Annotated in this window: 22 protein-coding genes and 1 pseudogene; 16 read left to right on the top strand and 7 right to left on the bottom strand. The window is 59.4% G+C overall.

Features of this window, described 5'->3' with window-relative positions; translation table 11 throughout:
• Positions 1–3: 3 nt before the first annotated feature.
• Genes ACR0MM_RS00525 through ACR0MM_RS00510 form a run of 4 tightly spaced genes read right to left on the bottom strand, consistent with a single transcriptional unit; the run spans position 4 to position 4,331 of the window.
• A complete protein-coding gene (locus ACR0MM_RS00525) occupies positions 4–927 on the bottom strand; it encodes a 2-hydroxyacid dehydrogenase (RefSeq protein ID WP_480693827.1) in 924 nt (307 codons plus the stop codon).
• Positions 920–1,768 (bottom strand): fumarylacetoacetate hydrolase family protein, encoded by an 849-nt coding sequence (locus ACR0MM_RS00520; protein ID WP_170538284.1) that lies wholly within the window; start codon positions 1,766–1,768, stop codon positions 920–922. The genes ACR0MM_RS00525 and ACR0MM_RS00520 overlap by 8 nt, the downstream gene beginning before the upstream one ends.
• An 11-nt stretch (positions 1,769–1,779) precedes the next feature.
• Positions 1,780–3,576, bottom strand: coding sequence for an IlvD/Edd family dehydratase (locus tag ACR0MM_RS00515; protein WP_480693825.1), 1,797 nt, complete (start codon positions 3,574–3,576; stop codon positions 1,780–1,782).
• Entirely contained in the window at positions 3,573–4,331 is a 759-nt protein-coding gene (locus ACR0MM_RS00510; protein WP_170366877.1) for an SDR family oxidoreductase, read from the bottom strand. The genes ACR0MM_RS00515 and ACR0MM_RS00510 overlap by 4 nt, the downstream gene beginning before the upstream one ends.
• 194 nt (positions 4,332–4,525) lie before the next feature.
• On the opposite strand from ACR0MM_RS00510, the gene ACR0MM_RS00505 reads away from it, so the two are divergent.
• Both ACR0MM_RS00505 and denD read left to right on the top strand, forming a co-directional pair.
• Positions 4,526–5,410, top strand: coding sequence for an NAD(P)-dependent oxidoreductase (locus tag ACR0MM_RS00505; protein WP_480693823.1), 885 nt, complete (start codon positions 4,526–4,528; stop codon positions 5,408–5,410).
• Positions 5,407–6,375, top strand: a complete 969-nt coding sequence (denD, locus tag ACR0MM_RS00500; RefSeq protein ID WP_480693821.1) for a D-erythronate dehydrogenase — start codon at positions 5,407–5,409, stop codon at positions 6,373–6,375. Before ACR0MM_RS00505 ends, denD begins: the two co-directional genes overlap by 4 nt.
• Here the strand turns inward: denD and ACR0MM_RS00495 are convergent.
• Positions 6,372–7,022 (bottom strand): GntR family transcriptional regulator, encoded by a 651-nt coding sequence (locus ACR0MM_RS00495; protein WP_170357473.1) that lies wholly within the window; start codon positions 7,020–7,022, stop codon positions 6,372–6,374. The genes denD and ACR0MM_RS00495 overlap by 4 nt on opposite strands.
• A 198-nt stretch (positions 7,023–7,220) precedes the next feature.
• Between ACR0MM_RS00495 and ACR0MM_RS00490 the strand changes: the two genes are divergently transcribed.
• The 10 genes and pseudogenes from ACR0MM_RS00490 (at position 7,221) to ACR0MM_RS00445 (ending at position 18,224) form a co-directional block, all read left to right on the top strand.
• On the top strand, positions 7,221–8,234 hold the full coding sequence (locus tag ACR0MM_RS00490) for a TRAP transporter substrate-binding protein (protein WP_170357472.1): 1,014 nt from the start codon (positions 7,221–7,223) through the stop codon (positions 8,232–8,234).
• A 78-nt stretch (positions 8,235–8,312) separates the two neighbouring features.
• Positions 8,313–9,482: a mandelate racemase/muconate lactonizing enzyme family protein gene (locus ACR0MM_RS00485; RefSeq protein ID WP_480693819.1), complete on the top strand. Its 1,170-nt coding sequence runs from the start codon at positions 8,313–8,315 to the stop codon at positions 9,480–9,482.
• Between the two features lie 16 nt (positions 9,483–9,498).
• Positions 9,499–10,341, top strand: a complete 843-nt coding sequence (locus tag ACR0MM_RS00480; RefSeq protein ID WP_174819626.1) for a TRAP transporter small permease subunit — start codon at positions 9,499–9,501, stop codon at positions 10,339–10,341.
• On the top strand, positions 10,341–11,963 hold the full coding sequence (locus tag ACR0MM_RS00475; protein WP_480693817.1) for a TRAP transporter large permease: 1,623 nt from the start codon (positions 10,341–10,343) through the stop codon (positions 11,961–11,963). The genes ACR0MM_RS00480 and ACR0MM_RS00475 overlap by 1 nt, the downstream gene beginning before the upstream one ends.
• A gap of 10 nt (positions 11,964–11,973) precedes the next feature.
• Positions 11,974–12,924, top strand: coding sequence for a phytanoyl-CoA dioxygenase family protein (locus ACR0MM_RS00470; protein WP_480693815.1), 951 nt, complete (start codon positions 11,974–11,976; stop codon positions 12,922–12,924).
• Between the two features lie 24 nt (positions 12,925–12,948).
• Complete coding sequence (locus ACR0MM_RS00465; RefSeq protein WP_480693813.1) at positions 12,949–14,451, top strand: UxaA family hydrolase; 1,503 nt, start codon at positions 12,949–12,951, stop codon at positions 14,449–14,451.
• Positions 14,448–15,452, top strand: coding sequence for a Gfo/Idh/MocA family protein (locus ACR0MM_RS00460; protein ID WP_480693811.1), 1,005 nt, complete (start codon positions 14,448–14,450; stop codon positions 15,450–15,452). Before ACR0MM_RS00465 ends, ACR0MM_RS00460 begins: the two co-directional genes overlap by 4 nt.
• 118 nt (positions 15,453–15,570) lie before the next feature.
• A pseudogene (locus ACR0MM_RS00455) lies at positions 15,571–16,479 on the top strand (NAD(P)-dependent oxidoreductase); the annotation flags it as partial.
• Between the two features lie 3 nt (positions 16,480–16,482).
• Positions 16,483–17,364 (top strand): DMT family transporter, encoded by an 882-nt coding sequence (locus ACR0MM_RS00450; protein WP_480693809.1) that lies wholly within the window; start codon positions 16,483–16,485, stop codon positions 17,362–17,364.
• Positions 17,361–18,224: a sugar kinase gene (locus ACR0MM_RS00445; RefSeq protein WP_480693807.1), complete on the top strand. Its 864-nt coding sequence runs from the start codon at positions 17,361–17,363 to the stop codon at positions 18,222–18,224. Before ACR0MM_RS00450 ends, ACR0MM_RS00445 begins: the two co-directional genes overlap by 4 nt.
• Here ACR0MM_RS00445 and ACR0MM_RS00440 read toward each other — a convergent pair.
• Together ACR0MM_RS00440 and uxaC are read right to left on the bottom strand one after the other, a co-directional pair.
• Positions 18,211–19,407, bottom strand: coding sequence for a mannitol dehydrogenase family protein (locus tag ACR0MM_RS00440; RefSeq protein WP_480693805.1), 1,197 nt, complete (start codon positions 19,405–19,407; stop codon positions 18,211–18,213). The two genes, ACR0MM_RS00445 and ACR0MM_RS00440, sit on opposite strands and share 14 nt — an antisense overlap.
• Positions 19,408–20,751, bottom strand: a complete 1,344-nt coding sequence (gene uxaC, locus ACR0MM_RS00435) for a glucuronate isomerase (RefSeq protein ID WP_480695310.1) — start codon at positions 20,749–20,751, stop codon at positions 19,408–19,410.
• 123 nt (positions 20,752–20,874) lie between these two features.
• Between uxaC and ACR0MM_RS00430 the strand changes: the two genes are divergently transcribed.
• From ACR0MM_RS00430 to uxuA, 4 genes are read left to right on the top strand one after another with little or no spacing between them, the layout of a single operon-like run.
• Positions 20,875–21,891 (top strand): Gfo/Idh/MocA family protein, encoded by a 1,017-nt coding sequence (locus ACR0MM_RS00430; RefSeq protein ID WP_480693803.1) that lies wholly within the window; start codon positions 20,875–20,877, stop codon positions 21,889–21,891.
• Positions 21,888–22,889 carry a Gfo/Idh/MocA family protein gene (locus tag ACR0MM_RS00425; RefSeq protein ID WP_480693801.1) on the top strand — a complete coding sequence of 334 codons (1,002 nt, stop codon included), beginning with the start codon at positions 21,888–21,890 and terminating at the stop codon, positions 22,887–22,889. The genes ACR0MM_RS00430 and ACR0MM_RS00425 overlap by 4 nt, the downstream gene beginning before the upstream one ends.
• The gene (locus tag ACR0MM_RS00420) at positions 22,886–23,938 is read left to right on the top strand and encodes a Gfo/Idh/MocA family protein (RefSeq protein ID WP_480693799.1); all 1,053 of its coding nucleotides are present in this window, start codon (positions 22,886–22,888) and stop codon (positions 23,936–23,938) included. Before ACR0MM_RS00425 ends, ACR0MM_RS00420 begins: the two co-directional genes overlap by 4 nt.
• The gene (uxuA, locus tag ACR0MM_RS00415) at positions 23,935–25,116 is read left to right on the top strand and encodes a mannonate dehydratase (RefSeq protein WP_480693797.1); all 1,182 of its coding nucleotides are present in this window, start codon (positions 23,935–23,937) and stop codon (positions 25,114–25,116) included. Before ACR0MM_RS00420 ends, uxuA begins: the two co-directional genes overlap by 4 nt.
• The last annotated feature ends 221 nt before the right edge of the window (positions 25,117–25,337 follow it).

Here is a 25,337-nt window from a genome sequence, read left to right as displayed (position 1 = left end):
AATTCACAGATCTTTGCATTCCGGCACGGCGGTCAGAACCGATCCGTCCTCGAGATGTTGCAACAGATTGTCCACCGTCAGATCACCCATGGCGGCACGCGTTTCGACAGTAGCACTGCCCGCATGCGGCAACAGAACCACGTTTGGCAATTCACGCAACGCCTGTGGAACGCGAGGTTCATCCTCGAAAACATCCAGCCCTGCCCAGCCAAGCGCACCGCTTTGCAGCGTTTCAATCAAAGCCGCCTCGTCAACGACGGACCCTCGGCTGACATTGATCAGCGTGCCCCCGGCCCCCAACGCCTGCATCACTTCGGCGTTGACCAGCTTGTTGGTCGAAGGCCCGCCCGGCGTTATGCAAATCAGCACATCCACGTGTTTGGCCATGTCGACCAGATTGTCGAAATATCGGTATGGCACATCCTTGGGACTGCGGGTGTGATAAGAGATTTCGGGCGACCACGGCGCCAGTTTGTCGGCAATCGCCTGGCCGATGCGGCCAAGCCCCAGAATTCCAACCTTTTGATTGTCGGCTGATCGGGTCAAAGGGGCATTGCCTTCTGTTTCCCATCGCCCCGATCGGACGTATTCATGGTCGCGCACAAGCTCTCGGTAGCAGGCCAGCATCAGCAGAACGGCGGTGGTTGCGACCTCGTTGTTGAGCACATTCGGGGTGTGCGTGACGACAACTCCGCGGGCTGCAGCAGCCGCTGCATCGACTGCATCATATCCCACCCCATAGACGCTGACCATCTTAAGATTTGTCAGTTGGGCCATCAGGTCGGGCGGCACGCCGTCATGTCCGTTCGTGACCACATGCGTGATGCGCGCAGCATCAAAATCGTCCAGCTGGCGAATATCAAATGCGGCGGACAGCCGATCTTTCATCCGGTCGGTAATCCCGCCGATCTGCAACAGCTCAGTCATCCTGACTGACCTTCTGCCGCTGCGTGCCCAGCCCGTCGATCCTTAGTTCCATCACGTCGCCCTTCTTCAAATAGACCGGATCGGGCTTGATCCCCATGCCGACCCCGGGCGGTGTGCCGGTCGAAATCACATCACCGGGATGAAGGGTGAACAACTGGCTCAGATGCTCGATGATCTCGGCAACGGTAAAGATCATGGTGGCCGTGTTTCCGGTCTGCATACGCTGACCGTTCACATCCAGGGACATGCCCAGCGCCTGAGGATCGGGAACCTCATCGCTGGTTACCAGCCACGGACCGGTCGGACCGAACGTGTCGCAGGACTTGCCCTTGGTCCATTGTCCGGTCAGCTGCGTCTGGAAATGCCTCTCGGACACGTCATTGACGATGCAATAACCGGCGACATAGTCCAAAGCATCGGCCTTGGAGACGTATTTCGCCGTTTTGCCGATCACCACACCCAACTCGCATTCCCAATCGGTATGGGTGGACCCGCGTGGCATCACAACGTCATCATAGGGCCCCACGATGGCGGAATTTGCCTTGAAGAACAGGATCGGATGCTTGGGAATATCCGCGCCCGTTTCGGCAGCATGGTCCGAGTAGTTCAGTCCGATGCACAGAAATTTTCCGATCTTGCCCACGCAAGCTCCGATCCGCGGATCCCCTTCAACAATTGGCAGGCTTTCGGGATCAATTGCGCGCAGCCTGTCCAGCACGGCGTCGCCCAGCGTTTCACCGGTGATGTCGGTGACATGGGCGGACAAATCCCGCAATTGACCCGCAGAGTCGACCAACGCAGGCTTTTCCGACCCTGCGGCTCCGTAGCGAACAAGTTTCATTTCGGTTCCTTTTAGTGATTGTCCCGCGGCAGGAATTGCCGCGCGATGTCCCTGTATTTGTCGGCGCCCTTCAGCGTCATGCCGCGATCCAGACGATCGACCTTCTCACGGAAAATCTCCTGCCAGGGTGACTGGTCGGGCGGGACCGAATAGCCACCTCCAGCTTCCAGTTCGCGGGCGCGTTCATGCAGCTCCTCCAGCGGAACAAGCATATCCGCCGTCCCTTTGCCCAGATCGATGCGCAACCGGTCGCCATTTCGCACCAGCGCCAGCCCGCCGCCTTCGGCCGCCTCGGGCGAGGCGTTCAGGATCGACGGGCTTCCGGACGTGCCGGACTGGCGCCCATCACCGATGCAGGGCAGCGCTTCGATCCCCTGTTTCAACAGGTATGAGGGCGGCCGCATGTTCACTACCTCGGCCGCGCCCGGGTAACCTTTGGGCCCTGCGCCGCGCATGATCAGGATACAGTCTGCGTCGATGTTTTCTGCCGGATCATCGATGCGGTGATGAAAGTCTTCAGGCCCGTCAAACACGACCGCCCGGCCCTCGAATGCATTGGGGTCATCCGGGTTCGACAGGTAGGCCTCGCGGAAAGCGGACGAGATCACCGATGTCTTCATGATCGCGCTTTCGAACAGGTTGCCCGAAAGGTTGATGAACCCGGCCTGATGCTTGACCGGATTCCTAACCGGATTGATCACGTCGTCGTTCAGCGACCGGCGTGTCCCGCAGTTCTCGCCCATCGACCGGCCGTTGACCGTCAGCGCATCGGGGTTGGGCAGCAATCCGGCATCAATCAACTCACCGACCACGGCAGGGACACCGCCGGCGCGCTGGTAGTCTTCTCCAAGGTATTTTCCGGCCGGCTGCATGTTGACCAGCAGCGGTACGTCGTGACCCAGGCTTTGCCAGTCATCGTTGTTGAGTGGAACGCCAAGATGCCGGGCGATCGCATTCAAATGGATCGGCGCGTTCGTCGATCCACCTATCGCCGAGTTGATGACGATCGCATTTTCAAATGCCGCCCGCGTCATGACATCGCTTGGGCGCAGATCCTCCCACACCATCTCGACGATGCGCTTTCCGGTTTCATAGCTGATCTGTCCGCGTTCCCGGTACGGGGCCGGTATCGCGGCGGACCCGGGCAGTTGCATTCCCAAGGCTTCGGCCAGGGAATTCATCGTGGTCGCCGTTCCCATCGTGTTGCAATAGCCAACCGAAGGCGCCGAAGCCGCCGCGATTTCCATGAACTCATCAGTGTCGATCTCACCGGCAGCAAGGTCTTCCCGAGCCTTCCAGATCACGGTTCCCGACCCCGCGCGTTCACCCTTCCACCAGCCGTTCAGCATCGGGCCGACCGACAGAGCGATTGCGGGGATATTGACGGTGGCGGCCGCCATCAACAGCGCCGGCGTGGTCTTGTCGCAACCGATGTTTAGCACCACGCCGTCGATCGGGTAACCAAACAAGCTCTCGACCAGCGAAAGATAGGCCAGATTGCGATCCAGCGAGGCAGTGGGCCGCTTACCCGTTTCCTGAATCGGGTGCACCGGAATTTCGATGCACGTGCCACCAGCCGCGATGATCCCGTCGCGCACACGTTTGGACAATTCCAGGTGGTGGCGGTTGCACGGGCTGAGATCGCTGCCCGTTTGCGCAATGCCGATGATTGGCTTGCCGGATTGAAGCTCGGCACGGGTCAGGCCGTAATTGAGATACCGTTCCAGATACAGCGCGGTCATCTCGAGGTCGTCCGAGTTCATGAACCATTTCCGCGACCGCAGATCGTCCTTTGTTATCTTCGTCATTGGCCTGACCACCCCCCATCGATTATGTGCGTATGTCCTGTGGTGAAAGCACTCTCGTCGCTTGCCAGGTAGACGACCAGTGCCGCTATTTCTTCCGCCTTGGCGACGCGGCCCATGGGCTGGCGAGCCACGAACTGCGCCATGGCCTCTTCCCTGCTGCCCAGCTCTTGGGCCAAAGCCTCGACCCGATCGCGCCAACTGGGGCTGTCGACCGTTCCGGGGCAGATGCAGTTGCAGCGGATGCCCTTCGTGATGAAATCAACCGCAACCGATTTCGTCAGCCCCACAACCGCAGCTTTGGTCACGCCATAGACAAAGCGGTTGGGCGCGCCGATGATCGACCCCAAAGCGGAAGACATGTTGATGATCGAGCCGCCGCCCCGTTCGACCATCCCCGGCAGCACAGCCTTCGTCGTGCGCATCATGGACCGCACGTTGAGGTCCATCGCAAAATCCCACTCTTCATCGGTGGCGTCCAAGATGGTCCCGTGATGCACGAAGCCCGCACAGTTGAACAACACGTCCGGATTTGCCCGCTCAGCCCCCTGAGCGACGCTGGCGTCATCGGTGACGTCCATCTCGAAAATTTCGATATTTTCGAGATTCTCGGACCGAATCGAAGAAAGGTTTTCGAGGTTGATATCCGTCGCAAACACCTGCGCCCCTTCGCGCGCCATTGCAATTGCGCTGGCACGACCGATACCCTGTCCGGCCGCCGTCACAAGGACGCGCTTCCCCACAAGTCTTTCTGACATATATAAAATTTACCTTTCACTACTTGCGATCAAACACCAGGACCCCGGGCCCGAGTGCGACCGGGCAGCACCAAAAAATTCTGCTTGGAAACGCGACAGGCTTTGGCGCAGGAACTTGATGCCGTTAGCGTATGACAGAGATTTTGGTTTGGCTATAACCATGCGTGGTGCGGCCCGAAGGAGGACAAGCAAGCATGAGCGAACAGCGCAAAGTGACCCTGTTGGGCACCGGCCTAATGGGGGCGCCGATGGCACGAAACCTGCTTGCGGCAGGATTTCCCCTGACCGTTTGGAACCGTAGCGCCGAAAAGGCACGGCCGTTGGCGGACCAAGGTGCCACGGTTGCGGACACTCCGGCCCACGCGGTTTCCCAAGCCGATGTGATCGTGACCATGCTGTCCGACGGATACGCAACCGGCGCGCTGCTGGAAGACCCTTCTTTCTGCGACCAGCTGAAACCTGGTGCCGTCTGGATCGACATGTCCAGTGCCAAGCCTGAACATGCCCGCGCGCAGTCTGCCCAACTCGAAACCCTCGGCCTGCGGCATCTGGATGCCCCAGTCTCCGGTGGCACCAAGGGGGCCGAGGCGGGCTCGCTGGCGATCATGGTGGGCGGCGACGAGAAGGTCATGCGGGAGGTCCTGCCAATCCTGTCCGCCACGGGGCGCCCCGTGCATGTCGGCCCCAGCGGCGCCGGACAATTGTGCAAACTGGCCAATCAGACAATCGTTGCCGTCACGATTTCCGCCGTTGCCGAGGCAACCCTGCTGGCCGAACAAGGTGGCGCAGACCCGGCTGCTTTGCGCGCCGCGCTTCGCGGTGGGTTTGCCGACAGCGTGATCCTGCAGCAGCACGGGGAACGCATGTCCAACCGGGACTTCGTTCCCGGCGGACTCTCGAAGTTTCAGCTGAAGGATCTGGACAACACCTTGGCTGAGGCGCGCGGTCTGGGCCTGGAACTGCCCAATACGCAAGCCGTACGCGACCGGTTCGAATACCTGATAAACGAAATGGATGGGGCCGAGCTGGATCATTCTGCGCTCTACCTCGAACTCAGAAAACGGAATGGCATGTCGTGACGCATATCCTCATCATCGGCGGCGGTGGAATGCTGGGGCAGAAACTGGCGCATCACATTTCGGCCGAACAGACCTTTGGCCCGGACGCCCGTGTATCATTGTTCGACCTTTCATTTCCGGCCGAGGGTGCACCGGGAGAAAAAACCGTTGGCGACATCGCGGTCCCAAACTCGGCCAAGCTTCTGGCCGCTCAGCGCCCTGACGTGATCTTTCATCTGGCCGCGATTGTCTCGGGTCAGGCAGAAGCTGATTTTGGCCTTGGTTGGTACGTCAACCTGATGACGACCTGGGCACTGTTGAACGCATTGAAGGACGAGCATGACGCCACCAGCGGCGCCTACCGCCCGCGGCTGGTCTTCGCTTCGTCCATAGCCGTCTTTGGCGCCCCTTTCCCCGCAAGGATCGACGATGAATTCCTGTGCGCCCCTCTGACCAGCTACGGGGCGCAGAAGGCTGCGTCCGAGTTGATGATTTCCGACTTCAGTCGAAAAGGATACATCGACGGCATCTCCCTGCGGCTGCCGACGCTGTGCGTGCGGCCCGGCAAGGCAAATGCCGCCGCTTCCTCCTTCTTTTCGGGTATCATTCGAGAGCCCCTGAACGGGCTTGAGGCGGTTCTGCCGGTCCACGACACCGTTCGCCACTGGCACGCCAGCCCTCGGGCAGCGGCAAGATTTCTGACCCACGCGGCCGATCTCGATACGAAGCTGCTGAACGACCGGCGCGCCCTGAACATGCCCGGCATCAGTTGTACGGTCGCCGAACAGATCGAAGCTCTGCGCACTGTCGCCGGTCAAGACGCGGTCAACCTGATCAAGCATGTTCCCGACCCCGACATAGAGCGCATTGTCAACGGCTGGCCACGCGACTTTCAAACCGACCGCGCGCTTGAGCTGGGCTTCCGCGCAGAGTCGAGCTTTGAAGACATCATCCGCGTTTATCTTGAGGATGACTTCCGCGCTTAGTCGCCCATCGTCTTGCCTGTCAGATGGCGCTTGAGGTGGTCATGAATCTTCTGCTTGGTCAGTTGCTCATCGCCGGACAATGCGGCCTCGAGGATGTCGGCGTGATGCCGGATGTTCTCGGAGATGAACTCGAACCGCCGGTCCGCCACCATCAGCTGCTGCCGGAATTGCGCGTAAATGCGGCCATGCATCTGCTTCAACGTTTCCGATCCGCAGGCCGAGATCAGCGTTTGGTGGAATTCCTTTTCCGAGGCAAACCAGATCTCGATCAGCTCGCTGGGGTCGTCGGTGGCATGAATGCGCTTTTCGATATGGCTCAGCTTGTGATGCGCCGCGGTCAGCCTGGCTTCCCAATCCACCCCGCCGTTGCGGATCGACATTGCGGTACCTTCTCCCTCCAGCAAAACGCGGATGTGGGTCAGCTCGATCAGTTTTTTCGGCGAACGCTTCGGGACGCGAAAGCCCTTCTGCTCCTGAAAGTCCACCAAACCCACCGATGACAAACGAAAAAGAACTTCGCGAACCGTGCTGGCCGAGCACCCATAGTCCTTGCGCAACTCTTCGGCCCGAACCTTGGCACCATGCTCGAATCCGTTCGAGATCAGACGCATTTTAAGGTGCTGATAAATATCTACTTCTTCATTCATTCCGGTTTGCACCTTTCAGGTCTGGCCACTTAGTGTCCTAATGATATTTTCGATTTATTGCAAGAATCTCGAAATTCTTGAAAATTTCATATTTTACTTGTTGCATTCGATTCGACCGCTTAACGTCTAGCAGCGTGTCGACAAGGGAGGCGGCAAGATCTCCTACCCGGCGCACTGCTCAACGTCTGGGAGGACAATATGAAAATAGTCAAGACAGCGGCTGTTGCGGCCGTAGCAACGACGATGGCGGCCGGTTTCGCGGTGGCTGAAACGACCAAGCTGAGAATTCAAACCCATTTCTCGCCCGAGACGCTGTCCGGGCAGATGGCGGCAAAATACGTCGAAGACATCCAGGAAATGTCGAACGGCGAGATCGAAGTCGAGATGTTCTACTCGTCCTCGGTGGTCAAATCGGTCGAAACCTTCGATGCCGCGGCGACAGGCATCCTCGACTGCGACATGACCGGCGGCGGCTATCAGACCGGCAAAAACCCGGCCTTCCAGTTCGCGGGCGATCTGCTGGGCGGTTACCAGAACCCCTATCAGCAAATGGCATGGCTGCTGCACGGTGGCGGCAGAGATGCCGTCAATGACCTGTACAACGGCTACGACATGGAATTCATCGGCTGGTGGATCCCGGGACCGGAATCGCTGGCCTCTACCAAGCCGATTGCCAAGGTCGATGACTTCAAAGACTGGAAATTCCGTTCGCCCCCGGGCCTGGCCACCAAGGTCTTTGCCGAGTTGGGCGCATCGCCGATCGTGATGGACTTCAACGAAATCTTCACGGCTCTGGAAACCGGCATCATCGACGGCGCGGATGCTGCGAACCTGACCAACAACGTGGGTCTGGGTCTGTACGAAATCGCCGGTCACACGAACTATCCCGGCTTCCACTCGATGCCCGCAGACCACCTGGCCTGCCGCAAGGACGTTTGGGACGCGATGCCTGCACATCACAAAAAGATCATGGAAGTCGCGATGGACAGTCTGGCGCTGCACAATGCGACGATCAACGAAGTGCAGAACGCTCAGACCGCCAAGGACCTGAAGGCCAAAGGCGTTCAGCTGTATGAGTGGACGCCGGAAGATCTGGCCGCCTACCGCGCAGCCGTTCAGGTCGGGTGGACCGAGTTCGCTACGACCCCAGAGGCCAAGGCGCTGTTGGAAAGCCACATCAACTTCCTGCGCGATCTGGGCGCAATGCAATAATCGGGCTTCGGCCACTCAACGACAATCGGAAAGGCCGTGCTGACGGCCTCTCCGAATGTGCCCGGGACCCTGCATTTCATGAAAATCACCAAGATCACCAGCCATGTACTGCAGTACGAGATGCCCGAAGTCCTAGGGTATTCGCAGCAGTATTATGACAAGCGCACAACCCATCTGGTCGAGGTTCAAACCGACGATGGCGTGACCGGCTGGGGAGAGTGTTTTGGCCCCGGCAACGTAGCAAGAGCCAACAAATCCATCGTTGAACAGGTCATTCAGCCGATGGTTCTGGGGCTGGACCCTTTGGACAAGGACGTGATCTGGCACAAGGTGTACAACCTTCTGCGAGATCATGGGCAAGGCGGAATGCCGATACAGGCTCTGTCCGGCGTGGACATCGCCCTGTGGGACATCGCCGGCAAGGTGGCCGGGTTGCCGCTGCACAAACTCATCGGCGGCGCGCATCGGACAAGCGTTTCCTGCTACGGCTACGGGATGATGCTGCGGGATGAGCCGATCGCCGACCTTGCCGCCCGGTTCGAGGACGAAGCCGCAACGATCAGGGACATGGGGTTTATCGCCACCAAGATGAAGACCGGTTTCGGACCCAAACCGGACGTGCAACTGTGCGAGGCGGTGCGTCGCGGGGTTGGAGACGACTTCCCCTTCATGGTCGACGCAAATCATGCCTACACGACCTCGGACGCGTTTTATGTGGGCCGTGCCTTGGAAGAGCTTGACGCCTATTGGTTTGAAGAGCCGGTGGCCCCTGAGGATCTTGACGGCTATCGCGAACTGCGCGCGGGGCTGAAGGTCAATATCTCCGGCGGCGAGGCTGTGTTCAATCGCTGGGCATGGCGCGCGCTTCTCGAAAACCGCAGTGTCGATATCGCTCAGCCCGAAGTGTGCGCGTTGGGCGGAATCTCGGAGTATCTGCGGGTACTTGCGCTGTGCCACGCGCACTTCACCCCGGTCGTCAATCACGTCTGGGGAAGTGCGGTTGCTGTGGCCACCAACCTGCATCTGCTCGCGTCAATGCCGGCAATGCCGGGCGGTCTGCACCCGTGGGAACCGATGTTGGAATTCGACACCACGGACAACAAGTTCCGCGACGATCTGCTGACCGTTCCGCTGGAGATACAGAAACAAGTCAAGGCCAACAACGGCCGCGTGACGATCCCGACCGGCCCCGGACTGGGCGTCGAGCCGGACCTGGAATTTATCGATCACCACCGGATCGACGGATAAGTACGAGGGCTACGTGATGCAAAAAAACTCAGGCGGAATACTGGAGTGGCTCATCCCGCTCGCCTTCGTCGCGACGGCCAGTTGGCTCGTTTGGCATTTGCCGGCCTTCCTGTTGGACTGGCTGCCCTACACGTCCGAATCTCTGAAAAGCCAGGTAACGGAAATCTATCTGCGCAGCGACGTGACGCCCGAAATGACCGGGGTTTTCGGCGGATTTGTCGACATTGTCGATATCGGCGCGCTGATACTGCTGCCGATCCTTGCGGTGATCGGAACCAAGACCGTCCAGCCGGCCGCGATGGAATACGAGGGCACGACTGCGATGGACCGCTTCGCCCTTTTCATCGGCCGGGTCACGATGATGATGATCGCCATCATGACGGTGGTGATGCTGTACGAAGTCTTCATGCGCTACATCCTCGAGAAGCCGACCGAATGGGCCAACGAGATGACGCTGTGGTTCGCCAGCTTCGTGTTCCTGATGTCCGGCTACTATGCCATGCAGCAACGCAGCCATATCCGGATCTTTCTGCTGTATGATGCGGTTCCTCGCTGGTTGCAGCGGGTGTTCGACACGATCTCGACCATCCTGATCGTGATGTTCGCGTTCTTTCTGGTCTACGGCAGCTATCAGCAGGTCTTCGTCAACAAACTCTACAAATGGGAGCTTTATGGCTCGGCCTTCAACCCGCCGATCCCGGCGACACTGCAGCCCATGGTCCTGATCGTGATCACCCTGGTCGCCATGCAGGCCGTTCTGAACCTGATCGCGGATTGGAACAAAGAACCGGAAATCCACACGGATGAACCGGACGAAGACGAAATTGAAATGATCAAGCGAGCGGTGGGACAAGACTGATGGATATTGGAACGATCTCACTCATCCTGATGGTCGCCCTGATCGTGCTTCTGGCGATCGGGATGCCCCTGGGTCTGGCCTCGGCCTCGCTTGCGGTTCTGGTTCTTGTTCTGAAGTTCGAGCCGACACTTCTTTTGAACCCGTTTTCATTCGGCGATGGCATTCTGACCGGACGCCCCGGGACTGGGCCACTCTATATTCTGGCGCAGAAGATATATGGGCTCTTAACGGACTACGTGCTCATATCCGTGCCATTGTTCATCTTCATGGCATCGCTGCTGGAGCGATCCGGGATCGCGCGCGACATGTATTCGTCGCTGAATGTCTGGCTGTCCAGAACACGTGGCGGCATCGCGATCGTGACCTCGATCATGGCGGTGATCATGGCAGCCATGTCCGGCATCATCGGTGGTGAGGTTGTCCTGCTGGGTCTGATCGCCCTGCCCCAGATGCTGCGCCTCGGCTACGATCAGAACCTCGCGATCGGCGTCATCTGCGCCTCGGGGTCGCTGGGGACCATGATCCCGCCCTCGATCGTTCTGATCATCTATGGGCTGATCACCGAAACCTCGATCAAGTCGCTGTTCACCGCGTCTTTTATTCCGGGCTTCATGCTGGCCTCGATGATCATCCTGTACATCATCATCCGCACGCAGTTGAATCCTCATCACGCTCCGCTGCCGGAACCGGATCCGAACGACCCCGAACCGGCCGAAAAACGCAAACTGTTTGCCGCCTTCATGAGCATCGTCGTCGCCGGATTTTCCACCGTTCTGTTTATCCGGGCCGCGTTTTTCGAGCTTTCCGGCTCGAACGCTGCCAGCCAGGGCGAGCCAGCGCGATTGGGGACAGCTGACTACCTGCCCTGGTTTGCCGGTATTACGATCATAGCCCTTCTGCTGATCTTCTTCGTCTTTGGCAGAGAGCGTGCCAAAATCGGGTGGGAAATGGGCAAAGGCCTCGTCGCGCCGCTGGTCGTCATCGGCGTCGTTCTCGGCTCGATCTATGGCGGGATCACAGGCATAACCGAGGCTGCAGGCATGGGCGCCTTCGCCGTTCTGATCATCGCCATCCTACGGGGCGAAGGATCGTTCGAGCTGGTTTGGGACAGCTTGATGCGGACACTGAAATCAACAGGCACCATCATCTGGGTCACCATCGGGGCCGCCGCGCTGGCGGGTGCCTACACCATTGCCGGCGGACCTCAATACGTGGCCGACCTGATCGTCGGGCAGGACCTGCCGACCATGCTGGTCATTCTGGTGATGATGCTGATCCTGCTGTTCATGGGCGCGTTCATGGATTGGGTCGGCATCGTGCTTTTGATCATCCCGGTTTTTCTGCCGATCGTTCTGCGCCTTCCCATCGAGGAAATCGGACTCATCGGCCAGTTGCAGCCCAGCCATGTCGCGATCTGGTTCGGCGTCGTGTTCTGTATGAACATGCAGGTCAGCTTCCTGTCGCCCCCGTTCGGCCCGGCGGCGTTCTACCTGAAATCGGTCGCCCCGCCGCATATCAGCCTGACGGATATCTTCCGCGGCTTCCTGCCATTCATCGGGATCCAGCTGCTGGCACTTTCCGTTCTTCTGATCTGGCCGGGCATCATCGCGCTGTTGTTGTGAGGTCGAACCCATGCTGACACAAGATCAGATTGGCAAGTTCCAGACGGACGGATACCTCGTGGTCGAGGATGTAATTCCCGGTGACGTCCTTGATCGGGTGCAAGCCGAATACTCGGATGTCCTGAACCGGCTCTATGAGGGTTGGTACGAAAAAGGGCTGGTCAAGGACGAACCTTCACGAATGACTTTCTGGGACAAACTTCTGTCCGCCTATCAGGCCGGTTGCGACTATTTCCAGCCGCTGGACATCTCATTGCCCGGCGACCGGATCATGGCTGACACACCGTTCCATATTGGACCCGCAGTGTTCGACTTGCTGACGGCCCAGCCCATGCTTGACATCGTCGAGCAGTTGATCGGGCCGGAGTTGGTCAGCAATCCGATCCAGCACGTTCGGCTGAAGCCCCCTGCCCTCAAGCTGTCCAAGGACGAGGTGCGGGCGCACATAACCGCAACGGACTGGCATCAAGACCGGGCAGTTGCGTTGGAGGATGCGGACCAGACCGACATGGTCACGGTTTGGATTGCCGTCAACGATGCAACGATCGAGAACGGCTGCCTGCAAGTGCTGCCAAAGGCACAGGACCAATCCATCCTGCCGCATTGCGCGCGCACGCAGACAGGCATTGCCGACGGGTTCATTGACGAAGACCGAGCCGTGCCCTTGCCCGTCAAGGCGGGCGGGGTCATCCTGTTTCACCCGCTGACGCCACATGCGTCGCTGGTCAACGAAACGGACCGGTTCCGCTGGTCGTTCGACATCCGCTTCAGTGCGGCAGGCCAACCCACCGGTCGAGATCATTTCCCCAGCTTCATCGCAAGATCCAGATCGCGCCCCGAAACCGAGCTGCGGGATTGGCGTGTCTGCAAATCCAATTGGGAGGCGGCGCGAGCAAGGCTGTCTGGACAGCCGCATAAAGATATTCACCGGTGGACATCGGACTCGCCGTTCTGCGCCTAGCTGCAGCCGCCAGGAAAGCTGATTATGACTTTTGTACGTTTAGATCGAACGGATAGCGTGGTGGTTGCAACTCGGCTGCTGGAGGCCGGCAGTGTGGTCGAAGGTGTTACGACCAATGCGCGCATCCCATCGGGCCACAAGGTCGCCACGGCGACCCTTGCACCCGGCGATCCGGTCAGAAAATACGCCCAGATCATTGGTTACGCCACCCAACCGATCCACCCCGGCGATCATGTGCACACGCACAATGTCGAGTTCCGACACACCAGCGTGGACTATGAGTTTGCGACTGATCACAGGCCTATGAGACCCGCCACCTCGGTCGATACGTTCATGGGCTACCATCGGGACAGTGGTCGCGTCGGCACGCGCAATTACATTGCGGTTCTGACCACCGTGAACTGTTCTGCTACGGCGGCCCGCATGATCGCCAACCACTTCACGCCGGACAAGCTGGCCGCGTATCCGAATGTCGACGGCGTAGTGGCCTTTGTCCACGGAACGGGCTGCGGAATGGCAGATTCCGGCGACGGTTTCGAAGCTCTTCAACGGGTCATGTGGGGGTTTGCGAAACATCCCAACCACGCTGCCGTTCTGATGGTCGGTCTGGGATGCGAGATGAACCAGATCGACTGGCTGTTGGACGCTTATGGGTTGAAGCAAAGCCTCACTTTTCAGACGATGAACATCCAGAACGTGGCCGGATTGCGCCGGACTGTGGAAATGGGGATCAGCAAGATCAACCAGATGCTGCCGATTGCCAATGAGGCAAGCCGCAGCGAAGCCCCGGCGTCTGAACTGATGGTTGCGCTGCAATGTGGTGGATCGGACGCTTGGTCCGGTGTAACGGCGAACCCTGCGCTCGGACATGCCTGCGACCTGTTGGTCGCTCAAGGTGGCACGGGTGTCCTTGCGGAGACGCCCGAAATCTACGGAGCCGAACATCTTTTGACCCGCCGTGCCCGTGACCGCGCAACTGGGGAAAAACTGATCGGACTGATCGATTGGTGGCAGGACTACACCGCCCGCAATCACGGCTCGATGGACAACAACCCCAGCCCCGGCAACAAGCAAGGGGGTCTGACGACCATCCTCGAGAAATCGCTGGGGGCTGCGGCGAAGGGCGGAACCACCCCTTTGACCGGTGTATTCAAATACGCCGAACCCATCACCGCCAGAGGCTTCACCTTCATGGACAGCCCCGGATATGACCCTGCCTCGGTGACCGGGCAGATCGCGGCCGGGTGCAACCTTGTGTGTTTCACCACGGGGCGCGGTTCGGCCTTTGGGTCCAAACCGGCGCCGACGCTGAAAATCGCCACCAATTCCGAATTGGCGGCGCGCATGCCCGAAGACATGGACGTGGACGCGGGCGACATACTGACCAAAGGCGTCAGCGTCGAAGAAAAAGGACAGGAGATATACCGACGGCTGCTCCAAGTCGCCTCCGGCGCGCGAACCAAGTCCGAGGCACAGGGCTTGGGTGATTACGAATTCGTTCCCTGGCAAATCGGAGCGGTGATGTGAAACAGATCCTCGTAGCCGGCGGCGGATTGATCGGTATCCGCCACGTCCGCGCCGTCATTGAGCATCCCGGCTGCACGTTGGTCGGGTTGGCCGATCCGGATGGCTCGATCCAGATCGACGCGCCGCGTTTTGCCAGTATGGACGAGGTGCAGGACACAGTGGATGGTGTCATCATCGCGACGCCGACCCGCCTGCATGCCGAACATGGCATTCTGGCCGCGTCCCGTGGTTGGCACATGCTGATCGAAAAGCCGGTTGCCGCGTCGGTCGATGATGCCCTGCGCCTTAAGACGGCCGTTAGCGAGGCCAATGTCCGCAGCCTGGTCGGCCACCATAGGCGGTACCACACAACCTTGCAGCACCTGAAGGAGGTGATCGCGCAAGGTACGATCGGACAAGTCATCAACGTCTCGTTGCTGTGGGCCATGCGTAAACCCGGCAGCTATTTTGAACAGAACTGGCGGACTTCCGATGGCAGCCCGGTGATGATCAATCTCGTGCACGATATCGATGTCCTGCGCTTTGTGATCGGAGAAATCTCGGAGGTTGTCGCCCTGCCCGGCGCGTCAATCCGCGGATCGGATCGGATCGAAAGCGGCGCTGTCGCGATCGCATTCGAAAACGGCGCGACGGGTACCATCAGCTTTGCCGACACCGCGCCCAGCCCTTGGGGGTTTGAAGCCGGAACCGGCGAAAATCCGAACATCGGCACGACCCGCCAGGACATGATGTGGATCACGGGAACCAGGGGCGCCTTCAGTTTTCCATCCATGACCCTGTGGCGCGGACAGGATTGGGGCACTGCGGCCCAAAAAGACCAACTTCCAAGGCCGGACCAGACACGCACACCGCTGGAGGCGCAACTGGATCACTTCCTTGACGTGATCGATGGCGCCCCACCTTTGATCGACGTCGGGGATGCAGCCCGGACGCTCGAAGTCACATCACGCATCGAACAGGAGCTGAAGGCGCGAACCGCTCGAGCGCGGGCGCCGGCCTGACTGAGACGCGGCAAGGCAAAGTATCGAACCATCCAAAAACCAATGACTATTCCCCGGGCAATATGAGCAATCAGACTGCAAATCCGCCCGCGACAGACACAAGAATGAAAACCAGACATATTCACGGAAAGGGAAACCAATGAGCAAACCATCAATCGGGTTTATCGGCCTGGGACTCATGGGCGGAGCCATGGTGAGCCGGCTGTTGGACCAGGGATACTCGGTCACGGTGTTGGGAAACCGCGATCGCACACATCTGGATGCCGCGATTGACCGGGGCGCCCGCGAGGCGCAAAACGCGCGGGAGTTGGCTCAGGCCAGCGACATCGTGATGCTGTGCATGGGAACGTCTGAGCAGGTCGAGGGCCGTATGCGCGGTGCTGATGGAGTGATCGCGGGACTGAAGCCCGGGGCGATCGTCATCGACTTTGGCACCTCGCTTCCGGGCAGTACACGCGCCCTGGCCGAGGAGGTTGCCGCAGCCGGCGGAAGCTACCTTGACGCGCCACTTGGCCGGACGCCGTCGCATGCGCTGGAAGGCAAGCTCAACATCATGACGTCCGGCAACAAGGCTGCCTTCGACAAGGCCGAGCCGACACTCAAGGATTTGGGCGAAAACGTCTTTTACCTGGGCCCTGTCGGATCGGGACATACGATCAAGCTGATCAACAACTTCTTCGGAATGACGGTCGCGAACGCGATGGCTGAAGCCTTTGCCATGGCTGACATCACCGGCGTTGACCGCAAGCAGCTGTATGACGTTATGGCCGCAGGGCCGCTGCATTCCGGCATGATGGATTTCGTCAAAGCCTACGGTGTCGAGAATGATCCAAACCAGCTGGCCTTCGCCATCAAGAACGCGGCAAAAGACCTTGGGTATTATGATCGAATGGCGCGCGAGGCCGGTGTTACCAGCGTGATGTCGCAGGGCGCGCTTTCCGCGCTGAACGACGCGCGCGACCACGGTCAGGCGGATGACATGGTCAGCCAGATGGTTGACTACTACACCAAGCGTTTCAACACCTGATCGATGGCCGTCACCGCCAACCCAACTGCGGACCTGCCGCGCCTTGGCATCGTGCTGATGCTGACGGCGTGGCTGTTCTTTTCGCTGGTGGACCTTGGGGCCAAATGGTTGGCGTTGGCCGGCGTGCCGGCATTTCAGTTGGCTTTCATGCGTTATGCAGGGCACTTCGTGATCTCTGTGGGCGTGATCGCCAAGGGCGGGATTGAGGCCAGCCGGTTCAAGACCGACCATCCATGGCAGGTCATTAGCCGGGCCTTACTGCTGATCTCAGCAACCGTTTTCAATTTTTATGCCCTGCGGTTTTTGCCGCTGACCGTCGTGTCGGCAATCATGTTTTCCAGCCCGGTCATTGTGTGTTTTCTGTCCGTCTTTGTGTTGAAAGAAAGCGTGGGCCCATGGCGTTGGGCGGCCATCATCCTCGGTTTTCTAGGGGTGTTGGTTGTCGTGCGGCCGTTTGGTTCGGCATTTCATCCGACCATGCTGCTGATCGTCTACAATGCCACCGCGTTGGCCTTGTACTCGATCATGACGCGCAGGCTGTCGGGGGTTGTTGCCGTTGACACCATGCAATTCTACCTCGGGCTTACTGGGACGGTGGTCCTGCTGCCGTTCGCCATCTGGTTTTGGATCCAACCGGAAAACATCTGGAGCCTGATCGTCCTGATCAGTCTTGGCGTCTTTGGGTGGTGCGGGCATCAACTGCTGACGAACGCGCATCGGTTCGGAACGGCGAACCAGCTGATGCCATTTACCTATTCGTTCCTGATCTATGTAGCGATCTGGGGTTATCTGTTCTTTGACACGGTACCGGACACATTCACGTTGGCAGGGGCTGCTCTGATCACGGCTGCCGGTCTCATCATCTGGAAAAGAGAAAAGAAATGACGCGAATTGCCTGCATCGGCGAAGCAATGATTGAATTGTCCATGCTGGAAACCGGCGCAAAGGTGGGCGTCGCGGGGGATACGCTGAACACGGCCATCTACATGCACCGCGCAGCGCCTGACATGCAGGTGGAGTATGTGACATGTCTGGGCGACGACCCGTTCTCGGGGCGCATCGCGGACTTCATCGCCAGCCATGGCATCGGGACATCCGGCATCCGCATCATTCCGAACGCCTCTCCGGGCCTGTACGCGATCACGACCTCTGCGGACGGTGAACGCAGCTTTACCTATTGGCGCAGCGAAGCGGCCGCCCGTCAGCTTTTTGCCGATCACGATTTCAACTCGTTGAACGGCTATGACGTGCTGTACTTGTCGGGGATTTCCGTGGCCATTCTTCCGCATTCGGTAAGGCTTGCGCTTCTGGACTGGCTCGAAGGCGCTTCAGTCCGGTTGGTTTATGACAGCAACTTTCGTCCGCGTCTTTGGGATTGCGTTGTACACGCCCGGCAGATCAACCAACGGCTTTGGCGACGTGCGGACATTGCCCTGCCATCCATCGACGACGAGATGGCACTGTTCGGGGAAAGCGCCGAACAGGTGGCCGCACGCTTTGCGGGTCATCGCGGAATCGGCGCGTTGAAGCGCGGAGAGAATGGCCCCTTGTCCATTGGTCAGAGCATTGACCAAACCTATGAGCCTGCCAAAAACGTGCTGGATACGACCGCGGCGGGCGACAGTTTCAACGGTGGGTACCTCGCGGCGTTGCTGACGGGAAAAACACAGGCCGAGGCCCTGATGGCTGGACACAATCTGGCATCCACCGTTGTTCAGTTCCGCGGCGCGATCATTCCCGGATAAGCGGCGCGAGATCCTCGGCTCCGACAAGACGCAAAAGCGGCATTAGCGGATCTGGCTGCTTGGCAGCCAAAGCGATTTCCGACGCGCACGGATCGTTCAGCGCCCTGCCCTTGGCGGTCTCGGACATGCAATAGGAGATCCAGGCCCGCATCCCCGCAATCACCGCCTGAGAGCCGGTCTCACGGAGTGTGGGAACAAATCGATAGGGCAGCTTCTGGCTACCATCCATCGCGATTTGGTCCAGACGGTGCGCCAGCTCGGGGTTTTCAAAGCGCTGCAACAGAGCCTCGGCATAATCCGTAGCTTGTGCTTGTAGTGCTGCGGGTAGCGTTGCGCCCGCATCCTTCATCAACTCGGAAACCAGCGGGCGCAGAACCGGGTCTCGAACCGCTTCGTGGACGTAGGTCAGGCCGCGCTCCAACCCGGCATAAGCCAACAGGGAATGGGCCCCGTTCAACATGCGCAGCTTTCGCATCTCGTGCGGGGCTACGTCATCGACCAGTTGCACGCCCGGCCAATCCGGGTGAGGACCGGCGAAATTGTCTTCGATCACCCACTCCGAGAATGCCTCGGTCGGAACAGCCATATGGTCTCCGCTGATTGCCCGAACGGCGTCCGTGGTGGCCGGGGTGATCCGGTCGACCATCGCGTTGGGGAAGCGTACGGCACCCCAATCCATGTCCAGACCAGCTGCTTCCGCAAAATCGGCGACTGCCATTTCGAGCGTATTGCCGTTTTCCATGCGATTGTCGCAGCTTAGCACCGTCACTGGCTTGCGCCGTTCCGCAAGGCCGAAAGCTAGAAATCCGATCAGCGTCGCGGGCCCCTGCCCCGCCAGATCGGCGACAATCGCCGGGTCCTGAAGGTTCAGCTTGCCGGCGGCGTCTAAGTGATAACCTTTCTCAGTGACGGTCGCCGAGATGATCTCGGCATCCGCCATCACATCGAACATCGCTGCGCGATCCTCAGGCGCGACCAGAACGTCCCGTAGAGCTTTGATGCGCCGGACGCCCTGCCCCTGTACGCATAAATCGTACTCGAAACCTTGCCGGGCCAATCCATCGCGAACCGATGATGAACGCAGGCTGACGCCGACAACGTCCCATCCGCCCGCTTGATCGGTGTAGTCCAGCAAATGCGCCCGGGCGAAGTTTCCAAGGCCGAAGTGAAGAATAGTACCCATCTAGCTTTGCAATCCGTAAACCTGTTTCGCCAGATCGACCGCCAGCAACCGAGCAAGATGCTCGGCACTGTCCCGACCGAAGTAACCACGCGCAACCTGCTCGGCCAAATGAATCGCCACGCCCCGCCGCCAAAGGTCGTTTCGTGCAGGAATGGACAGAAAAGCCCGTGTGTCGTCATTGAATCCGGCCAGGTTGTAATATCCGGCCGTTTCAACGACCTGATCAAAATACCGCGCAATCCCGGCCGGGCTGTCATGGAACCACCAAGGCGGCCCTATCCGAAGGCACGGCCAATGTCCCGCCATCGGGGCCAGTTCACGGGCATAGGTGCCTTCGTCCAGTGTGAACAGAATGATGCGCAGTTCCGCTGAGTTTCCCACCCGGTTCAACAGCGCCTCAAGGCCCGTGACCCAATCCATCGCGATTGGAATGTCGGCCCCCTTGTCCCGTCCGAAGTCCCGCATTACCGCGTGGTTCGTGTTGCGCTTGCTGCCTGCATGTATCTGCATGGTCAGACCATCATCGACAGACATCTGCGCCATTTCGATCAGCATATGCCCATAGAACCGGCGCGCGTCCTGTTCGGTCCCTTCCCGCCGTCTCAGCCGTTGGTACAGCGCATCCGGGTCGTCCAGCCACTCGGTCTGTACGCGTTCGATACCGTGGTCCGTGGCGGTACAACCAAGCTGGATGAAATAAGTCCGCCGCATCCGCAGCGCGTTGAGGTAGCCATCATAGCTGTGCAGATCGCAGCCTGTCAGCTCGGCCAACTTGTTCAGGTTCTGTACGAACTCCGGGTCCGCCCCATCCAAAACTCCGTCCGGGCGGAACGTCGGAACAACCCGCCCGCCCCAACCGCTTGCACGGATCTCCTGATGCTGTGTGAGAGTGTCGAGAGCCGAATCCGTAGTGGCCAGAACCTCGATCCCGAACCTGTCGAACAAAGCCCTCGGGCGAAAATCGGGTTGCGCCAGCTTTTCCGCGATCTTGTCGTAGATCAGATCTGCCGTACGCGAAGACAACTCCTCAGACACGCCCAGCGTTTCATGCAGCACGTAGTTCATCCAGATCCGGGAAGGCGTTCCCAGAAACAGATGCCAGTGCTCGGCAAAGGTGCGGAAAACGGCGCGAGGATCCTTCTTTCGCCCCTCTTCCCCAACGCCGAGTTCCGACAAGGGAACTCCCTGCGAATAGAGCATACGGAACACGTAATGGTCGGGGACCACCAACAGCTCTGCCGGGTTGGGGAACGGCGCATCGGTTGCAAACCACCCCGGATCGCAGTGACCATGCGGAGACACGATCTGCAGGTCCTTGATGCCCAGGTACAGGTCTTCTGCCATCCCATTCAAATTGCCAGTCAATTCTGCCTCCGATACTGCTACCCGCAATTGTTAACACAGTTTTTAATGGTTGCATCTTTCCCGTTCGAACCCGCAGACTGACCGGGTGATCCGGGGGACTGAATGAATATTGCGCTGATTGGTTTGGGGATGGTTTCGGGCACGCATGTCGCCGCCATTCGGGCATCGGATCAAGGCCTCAGTCTTGCCGGAGTCCTTGGGCGCGACCCTGGCAAGACCGCTGCGTTCTCGCGGCGAAACGAGACCCGCGCATTCGTCTCAATCGAGGAAATCGCAAACGACCCAAAGGTCGACTTTGCGATCATCGCAACCCCACCCGATCAGCGCACAGAGTTGGTACGGATTCTTTCGACCGCGTCGAAACCGATCCTGATGGAAAAGCCTATCGAAAGAACACTGGGCGCCGTGAAAGCCATTGTCGAGCAGTGCGAGGTGTCGGGCGTGCCGCTGGGCATCGTCTTTCAGCACCGCGCCCGCGCCGCTTCGCAGGCGCTGAAATCAGCCATTGAACAGGGTGAGCTGGGCGCGATCGCCACGGTGGAGATCCGTGTCCCCTGGTGGCGCGATCAGAGCTACTATGACGAGCCGGGTCGCGGCACTTATGCGCGCGACGGAGGTGGTGTCATGATTTCGCAGGCAATCCACACGCTTGACCTCGCGATGTGGCTGCTGGGGCCGATCTCGGACATTCAGGCCGTGATGAGAAAAACTCCTCTACACAATCTCGAGGCCGAGGATTGGGCAGGTGCAGTCTTTGAAATGGACAACGGCGCGGTGGGAACGATGATGGCAACTACCGCCGAATATCCCGGGTCTGCTGAGTCCATCACGATCCAGGGCACCCTTGCCAAAGCGCATCTGGAGTCAGGTGTCCTGACCGTGACCACTTTCGACGGCCGGGAATCCACGGTCGGCGAAACCGCCGCCACAGGCGGAGGGGCCGATCCCATGGCGTTCACACATGCCTGGCACCAGGCGGTTATCGAGGACTTCGCCAGGGCCGTTTCCAGTGGAACGCAACCTATGGCCACCGGACGCAGTGCCCTTTTGACCCACGCCGTCATCGACGCGATGCAGATCGCCAATCGAACCGGCCAGAAAACACGAGTCATCTCATGAGCCTGACCTGCGTCGCCCTTGGCCTCGACCACCGCCATATCTACGGCATGACGGAAAACATGCGCGAAATCGGCGTGGACTGCGTTGGCTATTGGACACAGGGCGATCCGGAGACGCTGGCGGGATACGTCAAAAGGTTTCCCGATATTCCACGGCTGGCCCAACTGGAAGACGCCTTGACCTGCGGGGCGGATCTGGCGCTCATTTCAGCGATACCGGCAGATAGGGCCGCGTTGGCGATCCGCACGATGCAGAACGGCATCGATGTCATGAGCGACAAGCCGGGCTGCACGACGCTCGAACAACTCGACCAGATCAAACGAGCGGTCGCGGACACCGGTCGCATCTGGTCGGTGAATTTTTCCGAACGATTTGAAACGCCCGTCAGCACCCGAGCGACCGAGCTGGTCGAGGCCGGTGCCATCGGGCGCGTGGTCCAGACGGTCGGACTTGGCCCGCACCGATTGAACCGGGCAACCCGGCCGGAGTGGTTTTTTCAGCGTGACCGCTATGGCGGTATTCTGACCGACATCGCCTCGCATCAGATTGATCAATTCCTGCATTACACAGGTTCGGAAACTGCTGAAATCACAAACGCTTATGTGGCGAACTACGCAAACCCGAGCGATCCCGGATTGCAGGATTTCGGAGAGCTAAATCTGCGCAGCGAGAATGGCACCGGGTACATCCGGGTTGACTGGTTTACGCCGGATGCCTTGCCAAACTGGGGGGATGGTCGTCTGACGATCCTGGGCACCGAAGGATACATCGAGTTGCGGAAATACGTCGACGTGGGTGGAGCCCCGGGGACAGATCATCTGATCCTCGTCAATGGTGAAACCTGCCAAAAGATCGACGCATCCGACGCCGGCCTTCCCTACTTTGCGCGCTTGGCCGATGACATTCGCAACCGGACTGAAACCGCAATGACGCAGGCCCACTGCTTTACGGTCATGGAACTGGCACTGCGCGCGCAGGAAATGGCGGAACGCAGATGATCAACGTTGCGATCCTCGGCGCAGGTATCGGTGCGCAACATCTGGACGCTTTGGAACGCCTTCACGGCATCTTTCGCGTAGCCGCCGTGGTCGACCAGAATACGGACCGGATCGAACAGATACGGCAGAACTCGGGTTTTCCAGCTCTGGCGAACATTCAGGACGCTCTGGATGATCCGACGATTGATGTCATCGACATCTGCCTGCCGCCCCATCTGCATGTACCGACCACGCTTGCGGCGCTGGCCGCAGGAAAACACGTTGTCTGCGAAAAGCCTCTTGCGACTTCGATGCGGGATGTGGATCGGATCACGGCAGCCGCACGCGACGCGGGCAAGGAGGTGTTTCCGGTTTTTCAATACCGGTGGGGGCCGTCACTGGCCCAACTGCGCCACCTGCAACGCGCAGGCCTGACCGGAGCGGTCCAAACTGCCGCGCTTGAAACCCATTGGTCCCGAGGGGCGGGCTATTACGCGGTGCCGTGGCGGGGAACATGGGCCGGTGAACGCGGCGGCGCGGTTCTGGGCCATGCCATCCACAACCATGATCTGCTGACTCATATCGCGGGTGATATCGCCTGGGTGTCTGCAATGACCACAACGCGGGTCAACCCGATCGAGACCGAAGACTGCGCCGCGATCTGCTTCGGCATGAGTTCCGGCGCTTTGTGCACAAGCAATATCACACTAGGCGCAGCCACGGACGAAACCCGCCTGCGGTTCGTCTTTGAAAATTTGACTGCCACTTCTGGCACCGAACCTTATGCTCCGGGTCAAACGCCCTGGACTTTCGTCGCGCGGGACCCCGTAGATCAAGCCGCTGTCGACGAGGCTCTTGCGGCCTCCGCCGCCGAGCCAACTGGTTTCGAAGGATTTTTTACCGAAGTCGGCAAGGCGCTGCGGTCCGAGGCAAATTCGGCCGTTACGCTGAAGGATGGCGCTGCGTCCATCGGCCTTGTGACGGCGATTTATCACGCTGCGCGCACCGGGCAGCGCGTTGCCCTTCCCATCAGGCCCGATCACCCGCTGTATGAAGGATGGCTGCCATGAAACAATGTTGGCGTTGGTTCGGACCCGAGGATCCGATCGCTCTGGCCGATCTCCATCAGGTCGGGGTTCAGGGTATCGTCACCGCGCTGCATCACATCCCGCCGGGACTGCCCTGGGACGAACCGAGCATCGCCGATCGGCAGGCAGTTCTGGCTGCTGCCGGGTACAGTTGGGACGTTGTCGAAAGCCTGCCCGTCTCAGAGGCGATCAAGACCCAGTCGGCGGACATGGCCGAGCATCTGCAGGCGTACAAGTCCAGCCTCAGGGCTCTATCCGCCCGTGGCATCAAAGTTGTTTGCTACAACTTCATGCCAATCCTGGATTGGACGCGCACCGCCCTTCGCGCCCCGCAGCCGCATGGCGGAACGGCCATGCTGTTCGACCTGACCGATTTTGCAGTTTTCGACATACATATTCTTGAACGTCCAGATGCGTCAGAAGACTATTCCGACACCGTCCAGCAAGCGGCCAACGATCGTTTCTTGCGCATGTCGGATGTCTCCAAGGCCCAGTTGCAGCACAATGTCACCGCGGGGCTGCCCGGCGCCAACGATCAGTGGAGCGTAGAGGACGTACGCGGCTTGCTGCAGACATATGCCGAGATAGACCGTGACCGGCTGCGCGCAAACCTCATCGACTTCCTGTCTGAGGTCGCCCCGGTCGCCCAAAAATTGGGGCTGCGCTTGTGCTGTCATCCGGATGATCCACCCTTCTCGCTGCTCGGTCTTCCAAGGATCATGTCCAGTACCGATGACTACGGCGCCGTACTGGATGCGGTTGATATGCCCGCGAACGGCGCAACCTTGTGTACCGGATCGCTGGGTGTTTCCCCTGAATTCGATGGGCCGGAGTTCGTGCGCAGGCATGGCGGCCGGATCCACTTTGTTCACTTGCGGAACACCCGACGCATCGCGGGGTCGGACAGCCAGAAGCCGGATTTCTATGAGGCTCCGCATCTGGAGGGCGACACCGACATGGTCGGAACCATTCGCGAGTTGATGAACGAACAGCGCCGCCGCAAATCCCAAGGGCGGGACGACTGGCAAATTCCGATGCGACCCGACCACGGACAAGAACTGCTGAGCGATCTGGGCGGACACAGCACTCCCGGCTATCCACTGATCGGACGCATGCGCGGGTTGGCGGAACTGCGCGGCATCATGGCGGCATTCTCGTAACGCGTCGGATCAGGCGGTTTCTTTCCGCCGCAACACTTCTTTGCTTGCCTGTGCGCGGCATTCTTCGTTTACTTACGTTACGTAAACGGGCAGCGGGGTGTCTTCCGGACTCGCCCGACGTCTGTTCAAGACGCGTGAAACTCCCGCGAAAACCGATGCAATTGAGCATCATTTTTCGAAACGTCTGCCATAGCGAAATGGCGGAAAAACGGGAGGAGTCC

Source organism: Ruegeria sp. BC6, assembly GCF_056539185.1.
The sequence above is the reverse complement of the archived record's forward strand: the minus strand, read 5'-3'. Positions and strand labels throughout refer to the sequence as shown.

Bases quoted from the DNA above. Each gene is read 5' to 3' on its own strand.
- ACR0MM_RS00465 (WP_480693813.1), top strand. From the start codon at position 12,949: ATGACTTTTGTACGTTTAGATCGAACGGATAGCGTGGTGGTTGCAACT.
- ACR0MM_RS00440 (WP_480693805.1), bottom strand. From the start codon at position 19,407: ATGGGTACTATTCTTCACTTCGGCCTTGGAAACTTCGCCCGGGCGCAT.
- ACR0MM_RS00430 (WP_480693803.1), top strand. From the start codon at position 20,875: ATGAATATTGCGCTGATTGGTTTGGGGATGGTTTCGGGCACGCATGTC.
- ACR0MM_RS00485 (WP_480693819.1), top strand. From the start codon at position 8,313: ATGAAAATCACCAAGATCACCAGCCATGTACTGCAGTACGAGATGCCC.
- uxaC (WP_480695310.1), bottom strand. From the start codon at position 20,751: ATGGCAGAAGACCTGTACCTGGGCATCAAGGACCTGCAGATCGTGTCT.
- uxuA (WP_480693797.1), top strand. From the start codon at position 23,935: ATGAAACAATGTTGGCGTTGGTTCGGACCCGAGGATCCGATCGCTCTG.
- ACR0MM_RS00445 (WP_480693807.1), top strand. From the start codon at position 17,361: ATGACGCGAATTGCCTGCATCGGCGAAGCAATGATTGAATTGTCCATG.
- ACR0MM_RS00480 (WP_174819626.1), top strand. From the start codon at position 9,499: ATGCAAAAAAACTCAGGCGGAATACTGGAGTGGCTCATCCCGCTCGCC.
- ACR0MM_RS00425 (WP_480693801.1), top strand. From the start codon at position 21,888: ATGAGCCTGACCTGCGTCGCCCTTGGCCTCGACCACCGCCATATCTAC.
- ACR0MM_RS00525 (WP_480693827.1), bottom strand. From the start codon at position 927: ATGACTGAGCTGTTGCAGATCGGCGGGATTACCGACCGGATGAAAGAT.
- ACR0MM_RS00505 (WP_480693823.1), top strand. From the start codon at position 4,526: ATGAGCGAACAGCGCAAAGTGACCCTGTTGGGCACCGGCCTAATGGGG.
- ACR0MM_RS00495 (WP_170357473.1), bottom strand. From the start codon at position 7,022: ATGAATGAAGAAGTAGATATTTATCAGCACCTTAAAATGCGTCTGATC.
- ACR0MM_RS00475 (WP_480693817.1), top strand. From the start codon at position 10,341: ATGGATATTGGAACGATCTCACTCATCCTGATGGTCGCCCTGATCGTG.
- ACR0MM_RS00520 (WP_170538284.1), bottom strand. From the start codon at position 1,768: ATGAAACTTGTTCGCTACGGAGCCGCAGGGTCGGAAAAGCCTGCGTTG.
- ACR0MM_RS00510 (WP_170366877.1), bottom strand. From the start codon at position 4,331: ATGTCAGAAAGACTTGTGGGGAAGCGCGTCCTTGTGACGGCGGCCGGA.
- ACR0MM_RS00515 (WP_480693825.1), bottom strand. From the start codon at position 3,576: ATGACGAAGATAACAAAGGACGATCTGCGGTCGCGGAAATGGTTCATG.
- ACR0MM_RS00490 (WP_170357472.1), top strand. From the start codon at position 7,221: ATGAAAATAGTCAAGACAGCGGCTGTTGCGGCCGTAGCAACGACGATG.
- ACR0MM_RS00420 (WP_480693799.1), top strand. From the start codon at position 22,886: ATGATCAACGTTGCGATCCTCGGCGCAGGTATCGGTGCGCAACATCTG.
- ACR0MM_RS00450 (WP_480693809.1), top strand. From the start codon at position 16,483: ATGGCCGTCACCGCCAACCCAACTGCGGACCTGCCGCGCCTTGGCATC.
- ACR0MM_RS00470 (WP_480693815.1), top strand. From the start codon at position 11,974: ATGCTGACACAAGATCAGATTGGCAAGTTCCAGACGGACGGATACCTC.